At 34.4% G+C, this 9,921-nt stretch carries 14 protein-coding genes; 3 read left to right on the top strand and 11 right to left on the bottom strand.

Translation table 11 applies throughout. The features are described 5' to 3' along the window. The 3 genes from ACFX4I_RS25995 to ACFX4I_RS25985 form a co-directional block, all read left to right on the top strand. Positions 1–210 (top strand): transposase (locus ACFX4I_RS25995; RefSeq protein WP_377424091.1); only part of this gene is annotated, 210 nt, incomplete at its 5' end. A gap of 5 nt (positions 211–215) precedes the next feature. Next, positions 216–497: a hypothetical protein gene (locus tag ACFX4I_RS25990; protein WP_095392615.1), complete on the top strand. Its 282-nt coding sequence runs from the start codon at positions 216–218 to the stop codon at positions 495–497. Between the two features lie 184 nt (positions 498–681). Continuing rightward, entirely contained in the window at positions 682–1,110 is a 429-nt protein-coding gene (locus ACFX4I_RS25985; RefSeq protein ID WP_230303197.1) for a hypothetical protein, read from the top strand. 240 nt (positions 1,111–1,350) lie between these two features. On the opposite strand, the gene ACFX4I_RS25980 is transcribed toward ACFX4I_RS25985, so the two are convergent. The 11 genes from ACFX4I_RS25980 to ACFX4I_RS25930 form a co-directional block, all read right to left on the bottom strand. Beyond that, positions 1,351–2,805: a pyridoxal phosphate-dependent decarboxylase family protein gene (locus ACFX4I_RS25980; RefSeq protein ID WP_377424088.1), complete on the bottom strand. Its 1,455-nt coding sequence runs from the start codon at positions 2,803–2,805 to the stop codon at positions 1,351–1,353. A 476-nt stretch (positions 2,806–3,281) separates the two neighbouring features. Then, positions 3,282–3,761, bottom strand: a complete 480-nt coding sequence (locus ACFX4I_RS25975; RefSeq protein WP_377424086.1) for a GNAT family N-acetyltransferase — start codon at positions 3,759–3,761, stop codon at positions 3,282–3,284. Between the two features lie 252 nt (positions 3,762–4,013). Next, positions 4,014–4,952 carry an alpha/beta fold hydrolase gene (locus ACFX4I_RS25970; protein WP_377424084.1) on the bottom strand — a complete coding sequence of 313 codons (939 nt, stop codon included), beginning with the start codon at positions 4,950–4,952 and terminating at the stop codon, positions 4,014–4,016. Between the two features lie 431 nt (positions 4,953–5,383). Next, on the bottom strand, positions 5,384–5,938 hold the full coding sequence (locus ACFX4I_RS25965) for a DMT family transporter (RefSeq protein ID WP_377424093.1): 555 nt from the start codon (positions 5,936–5,938) through the stop codon (positions 5,384–5,386). Between the two features lie 77 nt (positions 5,939–6,015). Then, positions 6,016–6,936, bottom strand: coding sequence for a DMT family transporter (locus ACFX4I_RS25960; RefSeq protein WP_377424082.1), 921 nt, complete (start codon positions 6,934–6,936; stop codon positions 6,016–6,018). 120 nt (positions 6,937–7,056) lie between these two features. Continuing rightward, a complete protein-coding gene (locus tag ACFX4I_RS25955; protein WP_230303191.1) occupies positions 7,057–7,224 on the bottom strand; it encodes a hypothetical protein in 168 nt (55 codons plus the stop codon). A 153-nt stretch (positions 7,225–7,377) separates the two neighbouring features. Then, on the bottom strand, positions 7,378–7,923 hold the full coding sequence (locus ACFX4I_RS25950) for a GrpB family protein (protein WP_377424080.1): 546 nt from the start codon (positions 7,921–7,923) through the stop codon (positions 7,378–7,380). Positions 7,924–8,083: 160 nt separating this feature from the next. After that, positions 8,084–8,506: a group II intron maturase-specific domain-containing protein gene (locus ACFX4I_RS25945; RefSeq protein WP_377424077.1), complete on the bottom strand. Its 423-nt coding sequence runs from the start codon at positions 8,504–8,506 to the stop codon at positions 8,084–8,086. 160 nt (positions 8,507–8,666) lie between these two features. Then, on the bottom strand, positions 8,667–9,164 hold the full coding sequence (locus ACFX4I_RS25940) for a GrpB family protein (RefSeq protein WP_377424075.1): 498 nt from the start codon (positions 9,162–9,164) through the stop codon (positions 8,667–8,669). Positions 9,165–9,309: 145 nt separating this feature from the next. Further along, positions 9,310–9,477 (bottom strand): hypothetical protein, encoded by a 168-nt coding sequence (locus ACFX4I_RS25935; RefSeq protein WP_155727302.1) that lies wholly within the window; start codon positions 9,475–9,477, stop codon positions 9,310–9,312. A 29-nt stretch (positions 9,478–9,506) separates the two neighbouring features. Beyond that, entirely contained in the window at positions 9,507–9,671 is a 165-nt protein-coding gene (locus ACFX4I_RS25930) for a hypothetical protein (protein WP_156404358.1), read from the bottom strand. Between the last annotated feature and the right edge of the window lie 250 nt (positions 9,672–9,921).

Here is a 9,921-nt window from a genome sequence, read left to right as displayed (position 1 = left end):
TCCCCATATCGTAAGGAAGTAGAATTATTGGATGGTATACCTGGTGTGAACAAAGCTGCCGCAGCTACTTTTATTGCAGAGATGGGCGTTGATATGTCCGTATTTAAGTCGGCTAAACATCTTGCCTCTTGGGCTGGTGTGAGTCCTGGAAATTACGAAAGTGCTGGTAAAAAAAAACGAGTAAAACCACACAAGGAAACAAAGCATTAAAAACGATGGCTGTAGAATGTGTACTGGCAACCTCTAGGCAAAATAATCGAATTGCTTCACATCGAAAAAGGATTACCAAACGACAGGGAAAAATGAAGGGACGAATCGCTTCTGCTCATTTACTATTGACGATTGCTTACAACATCTTAAAAACAGGAGAACCCTATCATGAACTAGGCTCAAATTACCTTGAAGAAAAACAAATGAACAAAGAATTAAAAATGATAGAATACCTAAAAAAGAAAGGATATACAACAATCCCTCCATCTGAACAACAAACTGCATAACCAATCAAAATAACGACATAGTACATTTAAGTCCTTCAAAAAATTAGAATATGGTGGGCTTATTTTAGTATGGCCTCTTTCACTAATGTGTTTTCATACAAAAAAGGCTGCTTCAGCAACCCCTGTTAATGAACTAAAGCACCCGTAAGTTCATTAAGAAAATATTCTGAAAAAGTTCATGCTAATGAGTAACTTCATTTTTACTTTACATAAAGATTTTGCATTTGGGCAAAATTATAGAAATAAATTCAATTGGAGAACAACATTTATGATTTTCCTTGCCCTTTTATTAATGTTAGGCGGTTTATTAATTATTAATACTATTTACGCTTATCACACCAAGCACATTGACTCGAATTTTTTATCCACTTTATGGTACTATATAAAACTTTTACCTCTTTTTCTGTCTGCGAGTATTATGATTGGATACGGAGTGAAGTTTTTAACAAAAATTGTAGATAACTTAACCTTCTCACTTATTGTCTCTAAAGGAATGGAGATACTAGTTAGTGTCGCAATTGGATATATATTTCTAAAAGAAATTCCCAATTGGCGAACAGGGATTGGTATCACAATTATATTAATTGGTTTTTGGTTATTAAAAGGAAAATAGAAAGAGTTTACCTTGATAGACTCTTTCTTATGACAAGTGTACTTTCGTTAGTTATTCAAGAATATGGCCCAATTGTTGAACAAAGATCAACAGCACTCTTGAACTATCCTGCCCCGTTAGCGAAGCAACCCAATTTAATGAACTAACGCACCCGTTAGTTCACTAAGAAAAGCATTTCTTATTAAAGAATCCGCACGTTTGTTGAAAATTAAATCCTATGAATTGAACTTTAGCACCCAGTTAATAGGATTTAGATTTATAACTATGGTGATTTATATAAAATTCATCTATCTTACTAAATATTTTTTGTATAATTGAGATTGGTATATAAGGATTTAATAGAACTGCTCTTAACCAACGATCTCCTCTATAAGTTGGCAAGGAAAAAAATACTCGTTCTTCATTAAGCAGATACTGTTGCAACTCTAAGTTCCATTGGTCCCATTGTTTCGAATCGAGATATTTTGGTCTTCCTCTAAAACAACATAAATTTGTATCAGGTTCACTTGCTAGCTCTATGTAGGAGCGTTTTTTTACTTGTACTACAAATTCCTCGACTAATAAATAACTTTCATTCAATAGTTGGTCGTAACCTTTTAATCCAATGTGCTGAAGAGACAAATATAACTTTAAAATGTCAGCATGACGGGTGCCTTGAACACTAACTTCACCTAAATTTGTAAAATTTGTATCATTCATATATGGAGCAGAAATTCGGAAATCCGTTTCCAACAATTCACGGTTCTTAAATAAAACCATAGCACATGTTTTTGCAACATACATCCATTTTTGAGGGTTAAAAGTTATAGAATCTGCCCTTTCTATACCAGAAAGTAATTGACGATACTTCTCTGAAAATACTAATGCCCCACCATAAGCAGCATCTACATGTAACCAGAGCCCATACTTCTTTGCTGTTTCTGCAATGGATAAGATGGGGTCAATACTACCCGTTACAGTTGTTCCAGCCGTTGCCACAACTGCAAAAGGTTTTTTCCCGTCTTCTAACAATTTAATAATCTTTTTCTCTAAGTCGGAGATATCCATCTGAGAATTATGGTTACTTTTTACAGCGATTACACTAGAAGTACCTAATCCTAATAACATAGCTGCCTTATGAAGAGAGGTATGGCTCTCTTCCGATACTAAAATAACTGGTTGACCTATTAGTCCAGTTAATCCTGCCTCTTTAACTTGAAATTTATGGTTCCGAGCAACTGCAAGGGCCTGAAGGTTAGCAAGACTCCCTCCACTAGTCATTACTCCCCCACCCTTTTCATCAAAGCCAAACATCTTTGCAATTTTTTGAAGCACTTGAACTTCCATTTGAGAGAATACAGGTGACATTTCAAGACTCAACATATTGTTATTAATAGCCGTTGTTACAAATTCACCCAAACAGGAAATTAAAGTTGGCATCGAGTCCATGTGACCAATATAGTTAGGAGTTAGAGGATTCATTGAATTTCTTAAAATCACTTGTAATTTTAGAAGAATATCTTCAGTAGGAGTCCCTTCTATGGAAAACTCATCAAAATTATAATTTTCTATTTGAGCTAAAAATGGACGTTGCTCAGAATTACTAGAATTCTCTATAACCAAATCCATAACTTTACTAATTAGACTTTTAACTTCATCAATATTTTGACCATTTGGTTCAATAAAAGAGTCATTCGGAAGAAAATTAATATTCAAAATTATCACTCTACTCTCATGATTATTGCACCTAGTATAACAATCGAGCAGATAGATTCAAGAAAAAAATGGAATATCTCTTATAAAAAATAAAAGCAAACCTAATAAATACAGCACTCTACAACTATACTTCCCCTATAGTTGCATTAGGAAAAAGCCGCCTTAAAGACAGCTCCGATCTTCAGCTAACGCACCCGTTAGTTGAATTAGAACATTTATCTTTTTCTTAAAGAGCTGTACTATTCGGGGCAGATGGATGCACAATTATTTAGGTTGGTGAACACGTTTCTAAACGGAAAGTATTACCTAGTATTTAACTGACCTTTTAATTCTCATATAATGCAAACCAAATCACAACAATGAATCCATTTTAATCAATCTTTTTTAAAATTTATGGCTAACCGTTTTTCTATTTGTATAATTGATAAATTTGGTGCATCGTAAAATGCAGTTATTTTTAGTTGTGGTCTTATACATTATTTTATTGATAGTCTCATGATAATTTCTTCGCCGATACGTCCTATTTGTCTCTCATTTGTATCTTCAAATCCTACTTTTAAATATAGTTTTTGTGCTGGAATATTATCTTTATCTACAACTAATACAATTTCATCACATTTAGGGAATTCTGATATAACAAACTCATGCAGTAATGACATCCCTTGTTTAGCGTAGCCTTTTCCTTGCTCTGTATTATTAATTGATAGTGCAGTTAATAACAAAGCGTTCAGATTAGTGGAGTATTTCTTTACTCGTTCGTTTGAATTTAGTAGAAAGAAACCAACAGGTGTATTATCACTTAAAATAACTATACGATGCTGTCCATCAGTAGCTTCCCCAAATTTGTTTGGCAATGCAGAAAATTGTTTTTGTTCGTCTGTAAGTACAAAAGAGTTCAATCCTGTCAAATACTCACTTGAAAAATGCTTTAGTTCAACACTATTAATATTTTCCATAATATAATTCCCCATTCATATTAAATCTAGAGTTAATATTTATCTTAAAAAGGGTTTTTATGTCTCCTCCTGCAAATTAATCGCCATATATATTATTTTTCCAGCCCAGTAGTAATACGCACTGCGTGGGATGCCAGCTACATTCACTAATTCGATGATCGTATATTTACTCCCTAATTCATAGATTACTTGCGCTTTTTGACGCTCTGAGATTTTCTCTCCTCTTGAATTAAGGCTTTCAACTTTTTTAAATTATTTTATTTCTTTTATAAATTCCCTAAAGTTTTCAACGATCTCTTTTGAATTCGTATGGTGTAAATAATGTTCTCCTTCAAGTGTCATCACTTTTCCATGAACAGAATCTTTGACTTGCTCTTTATGCAGTGGTATCCATCCTTCAACGTCTGTGTTATTCGCTTGTATAAAGAAAATAGTAGGAAGATTTTCTGGGAATGTTAAATTTTGAGCCCCTTTAAAATTAGAAGAAATATTTTTCATTTCATTCAAGGTAGTGGCATTATTCAAGTTTTTATTCGTAATCATTTTCATTTGTTCTTTTGTTTTATCATCAAATGATAGTGAAGCATATGGGTCACCACCTAGTTTCATGATCAATCTTAAGAGACCTGATTTTTTGAGTAATTTAAAAGTTTCTAATGGAAAGTCATCATCCATACCACCTTGTGTTGGAACACTACTATCGATTCCGACAAATGCACTCACTTCGTTTGGATATTTGTTCACATAATCCAGTCCGTAAATGCCTGCAATGGAATGGCCCATTAGAGTGTAACGGTCAATATTAAGCTGCTGTAAAGCTTCATGAATTTCGCTTACAATATTCTCCATGCTTCGCTCTTTTTCGGTTTCATCACTTAATCCATAACCGAAAGGCTCAATCACGACAACTTTGTAAAATGGAGATAGTTCATCTACTAGCAGCTTAAAATCAAGTGCTGGTGCCGCTGTTCCAAAACCTGGTAGTAACACTACTGTTTCTTCGCCTTTTCCTTGAATTGTCACATTCATATTTTTCCCGTCTACTTGTACAGGCTGACCATAAGATTCTATTTTCCCTTGCTCCGTTTTATTACTAATCATATTAACTATAAAAACAATAGCTAGAAAAAGCACTATTGCTATAGCTATAACTCCTAGTGATTTAAGTAAAATGATAAGCGTTTTTTTCATAATTTATGCACCAGGATTAAAGTGACTATTGAAGCTCGTTTTCTGCTTGTTCTCGTACCCATCCTCATGTTCATTATCTCTCTTAGTTTCACCCTCATCCTCTCCTGTCATCATCAGTTTATTGGGCTACCATAACGGGCCACTAAGGAAAGCTGATTACATAATCCTAAGCTGTTTGTATTTGCTATTCCAGGTGCAAAATATCCTACCTAACCCATTTTCTAAAAATGTCCTCATTCGAAAATAAAAGAGCAAAAAGAATGATAAGCATACCAATCTTATGTTGTGAAAATAATGGTTCTTTTAAAACGACATAGCCTAGAATGATGCCAATGACCGGTACAATATAGTTGCTGAAGATGCAAACAGAGCACCTTCCCTTTGAATCAAAAGATTATACAGCATATAGACGATTCCAGCGTGGAACATTCCTAAAATAATAATAGAAAATATTTGTGTATGATTAATGTCCTTTGCAATGGCTTTTCAAAAAGGAGTGCGAATGGGATTAAGACGATACTTGCAATCCATAAAACATTTCTCATATGGACCACCGGAGAACCATCTTCTAATTTTTCCATTAGAATTAAAGACAATGCAAAACTTATAGCAGCAAGAATGAGCAACACATTACCCAATATATTACCTGAAACGTTCATAATTCCTTGCGTTGGCCAAGACAAGATCACAATTCCTAAAAATCCTAATACTATGCTGACTATTTCAAATTTGCTTGCTTTCTTTTTGAAGAGCAATACGAAAAATACTAATGTGAAGACTGGAACCATTGCGATTAGCATAGATGCTATACTGCTCGATACGTACTTTTGGCCTTGTGCAATAAGAATAAACGGCAAGACTACTTCAAAAAGTGCAATCCAAAAATATTTTTTAGTATGGGTTGTGTAGTTTTTCTTTGATTGGAACAGACCAATCACTGATAAACATATTGCACCGATCAGTACTTTCAAAGCAGACCACGAAATGGAACCTACATCATTCCGTTACTAATTCCATGAAGAAAAATTGAGATCCCCAAATGAAGCTTATGATTAGTAAGAGACTATATTTTTTCATTTGATTTGCCCCTTGCACCAAAATAGTTTGTACTAACAACACCGATGATAATGATAATGGATCCGGCTATGTGGTATAAATGAAATTCCTCATTTAAAAAAATGACCCCTGCTAAAATGGTAATGAGCGTAGCAAAATTACTGAAAACACTCATTTTCGATGCGTCTATTTTTGATAATGCATAGTTGGAAAGATAGGACGTTCCTAAAGACGATAGGATACCTAAATATAAAATGGCAAGAATAAAATCCCAGTGTCCAAAAGGTTGCATAAATTGATCCAGTGTTCCATTCATTATATGGTTTGTCAGTGCCAGTCCATTAAAAGCTATAAACCCAAACAAGGTCATGATATATGTGATAGTGAATAACGAATAGCGTTGTGTTAACTTTCTGGCAAATACGTTGTATAGTGAGGAGGTAAGTGCTGAAAGTAAAATTAAACCAGCCCCGAAGAGATTTGTATTTGTCCCCCCTGCCCCGTTCATGTACATAATATACATCACACCGAGTACAGATAAACCAATAGCTATTTTTTGACTGCGTGTAGATGTTTCCTTTAATATGATACTTGCAAAAATCAACGTAAAAATTGGTATTGTTGCTTGAATAATACCAGCTTCCGATGAGGATGTATGCACTAACCCAAATACTTGAAAAGCAAAAAAGAGTGTCGGATATAAGATGGCTAACAAGGCAATCTGCTGTACATCCTTTTTTGTTACCTTGATCGATTCTTTTTTTAACACGAACAACACTGTGGCAGCGATCCATGCAATGGTAAACCGATGAGCCAATGTATCTAACGGTGTTGCAACCGTTAATGTCACTTTAACAAACATAAATGACAATCCAATAATGATTGCATAGATGGTTGCTGCGATATATGCATTTCTATTTTCAATCATTTCGATTACCCCCTTATATTGATCCGGCCGGTACCATTATCGTAAGAGAAAATAATAACCTTTACGATATAAAAAATACACATCTGTACCGATACAGATGTGCAAGGAGGTTTATGATGCTTAAATATGAAACAATCTATCAATCACTCCTGATGCAAATTCAGTCTGAAACAAAACCTCAGTGAAAAACACTAATGTTTTCAATACTTCATTTGTTTCTTCTTCGGTAATGCCGATATAGAGCAAGGTGACCGAAGGGTGAGAATGATGCAGGATTCGTTGCAACATTTAAAATTATACCATAAAAATCCAAATCGTTATGGAACTAACCTGCCCCGATAGTTGCATAAAGAAAGAGCTGCCTTAAAGACAGCCCTCATCTTCAGCTAAAGCACCCGTTAGTTTAAGTACTATTCTTCACAAACTTATATTAGTTCGCAACTAAGATTTAAGAACATAATTAATAAATTCTGTTTTTGCTTTAGTGTACGCTTCACGATCATTGCTATATTTTTTTGCTAAATTTCTTTTAAGAGTAGCGTATTCATCAATAAACTGCTGATTAGTCCGTAATAAATCACGAAAAAGTAGCTGATTATCCCACCGTTCTTCTCCCTCAAGTAAAATATGTAAATGTACTACTCGTTTGTCGTTAATTACTTTCACAAAAAATCTTTGCCAAGGTCGATTGTCTATGTTAGGTGGTACATAATTCCAGTCGTGATTAGCTAACAATGAAGATATTTCTTTTATTTTTTGAAATGAATCAATTTTGGCCATTAAATCAATGATTGGTTTAGCTGGTAAATTTGGAATAGATGTACTTCCATAATGTTGAATTTCCGTTATGCCGAAAGTTGAAAGAAGATTAAGAAGAAGTGCTTTTTCCTGATTACCTTTTTCTACCCACTTGGGATTTGGTTCGACAATGTCTATTGTCTCATTAGCCCAAACGGGCCATGTGCTTTCATCATGAATATCTTTCATTTTACTCTCCCTCAAGATTTTAATTTTTTCAGTTCAGAAAAATCTTTGTACCTGCATTCTTTTACAACCCTGCCTCGCTAAATCGAGTAGGGGCAAAATAAGTTTATTTTCGCCCCTCTCACAACACCGTACGTACGGTTCGCGTATACGGCGTTTCAATTTATATCACAGTGTGTACTTTTAGGCAATGTTCTAAAGCAGAGGGGACTCCCCTCTGCTTTAGTCTTTTGTTTGAGATTGCTCTTTGGACGACTTTGTATACTCCTATGAATCGGTAACCTTTTCGACAGTAGGTTAATCCTTTCGCTTCTTCCTCCGGAATTCCTAGTTGAATAAGCGATTTAATTTGTTTCTTCGCTACTTTCCATTGTTTCCATATGATGACCCTAATTCTAGAGCGAAGCTTTGTGTCTATTCGTTCCGTCGTTTTTTTCATGTTTGCCACTCTGAAGTAGTTTACCCATCCAACTATTACTTGGTTCAATTTCAATATTCGGTAGTCTAGTGGAACATTCCAATTTCGCTTTGTCAGTTGTCGAAGTTTCCTTTGAAACTTCTGTACAGAACTTGGATGAGGTTTCACTTTGTAGTTGTTGTTATTAGTGTCGTAATAATACCCAAATCTAGATTTTTCATTAAATAATAACACCTGTTAGTTAATGAAGAAAAATCTGCCTTAAAGACAGCTCCGATCTTCAGCTAACGCACCTGTTAGCTTAAGTACACTTGTTCACAATCTTATGTCACAGTTTATTAAATTCAGAAGTGTTCATTATTTTTTGGAAAAACTCATTTTTAACTTCCCTATACTCATTCATTTCTTTCCCTTCAAACTCTCTTTTTAACTCATCATATTCCATCCTGTAAGTATCATTTAGTAATAAAACATCTCGAAATTTCCAAAAGAAATCATATTCAGAATCTATGACAGTTAATTGAACTCCTAAAGGAGGAACGGTTGAATCGTCTTTAAAAGCCCTGAACCAGTCCGTTTTTACACTACCTTCATTAAGTTCATATAATGCTGAGAGTGTCTGAACTGCCTTTGGGAATTGTTCAGAATCAACACGCACTTGTATATCTAAATCACCCTTTGTAAGGCTATTAGGGACAGCCGTACTTCCAACGTGCTGAACATCAGCTTCGGGCATACGTTCTTTAATTATCTTTTTGTGTACTAAGAAAGTTTTCTCTGCCTTTTCAAAAAAAAGACGGTTTTCAAAAAAATTAACCTGTTCCATATTACCCTCCCCATAAGAAATTCATTAAGGTTAATTTTACCATTTCATTCAATTAACCTGCCCCGATAGTTGCATAAAAAAAGGAGCTGCTGATCAGCTCCTGGTAATGAAGTAAAGCATCCGTTAGTACATTAAAGCTAGTTTTTTATTTGTGATTTTTTAATATCTGAACCTCTTCTTCGAGATTATCTATTCTTTGTTGAAGTGCTTTCTTCGGTTCTGAAATCCTTCGACCTAATATAACGAAGAAACCAATAATAGCAATAATTCCTCCAGCAAAAGCAATAATAAATAACAGTGCAACATCAAACATATAAACAACTCCTAATTTATTTAGGGATTTCAGATTGAAATAAATCGTCCCCAGTATGACAACAGAATTAACAAAAATAAGATAGCAGAAATAACCAACACTTTTTTACTGTTATTTTCACCTTCTTCTTTCTTTTGCATCATTTTCTTTCTATATTTCATTTGTACCTTTTTCTTTTTATCATCTAATTTCATATTGCAGGTAGACTCCTTAACGAAGATAATTAAGTTAATTTTACCATAAAAAACCACTTTGTTATGGAACTATCCTGCCCCTTTCGTATTATAATGTCAGCCAGTTATTTCTGGTTGACCATTTTTTATATCGATATATGATAACGGTAGCTGGGGTAGAACGTTCCTGCCCGTGGGACTACGATCTCGTATAACAAGCGAAGCTATGATACTACAAGAAGGATTTAGGGGTACCGGCAATATTCTTTAG

The organism is Peribacillus sp. YIM B13472, assembly GCF_042788005.1.
Classification (GTDB): domain Bacteria; phylum Bacillota; class Bacilli; order Bacillales; family DSM-1321; genus Peribacillus; species Peribacillus simplex_E.
Note: the sequence above shows the minus strand (reverse complement) of the source record. Positions and strands in the feature narration are given on the sequence as shown.

Excerpts from the sequence above, each read along its gene's own strand:
- ACFX4I_RS25990 (WP_095392615.1), top strand. The coding sequence starts at position 216 with ATGGCTGTAGAATGTGTACTGGCAACCTCTAGGCAAAATAATCGAATT.
- ACFX4I_RS25985 (WP_230303197.1), top strand. The coding sequence starts at position 682 with ATGAGTAACTTCATTTTTACTTTACATAAAGATTTTGCATTTGGGCAA.
- ACFX4I_RS25975 (WP_377424086.1), bottom strand. The coding sequence starts at position 3,761 with ATGGAAAATATTAATAGTGTTGAACTAAAGCATTTTTCAAGTGAGTAT.
- ACFX4I_RS25970 (WP_377424084.1), bottom strand. The coding sequence starts at position 4,952 with ATGAAAAAAACGCTTATCATTTTACTTAAATCACTAGGAGTTATAGCT.
- ACFX4I_RS25960 (WP_377424082.1), bottom strand. The coding sequence starts at position 6,936 with ATGATTGAAAATAGAAATGCATATATCGCAGCAACCATCTATGCAATC.
- ACFX4I_RS25955 (WP_230303191.1), bottom strand. The coding sequence starts at position 7,224 with ATGTTGCAACGAATCCTGCATCATTCTCACCCTTCGGTCACCTTGCTC.
- ACFX4I_RS25950 (WP_377424080.1), bottom strand. The coding sequence starts at position 7,923 with ATGAAAGATATTCATGATGAAAGCACATGGCCCGTTTGGGCTAATGAG.
- ACFX4I_RS25940 (WP_377424075.1), bottom strand. The coding sequence starts at position 9,164 with ATGGAACAGGTTAATTTTTTTGAAAACCGTCTTTTTTTTGAAAAGGCA.
- ACFX4I_RS25935 (WP_155727302.1), bottom strand. The coding sequence starts at position 9,477 with ATGTTTGATGTTGCACTGTTATTTATTATTGCTTTTGCTGGAGGAATT.
- ACFX4I_RS25930 (WP_156404358.1), bottom strand. The coding sequence starts at position 9,671 with ATGAAATTAGATGATAAAAAGAAAAAGGTACAAATGAAATATAGAAAG.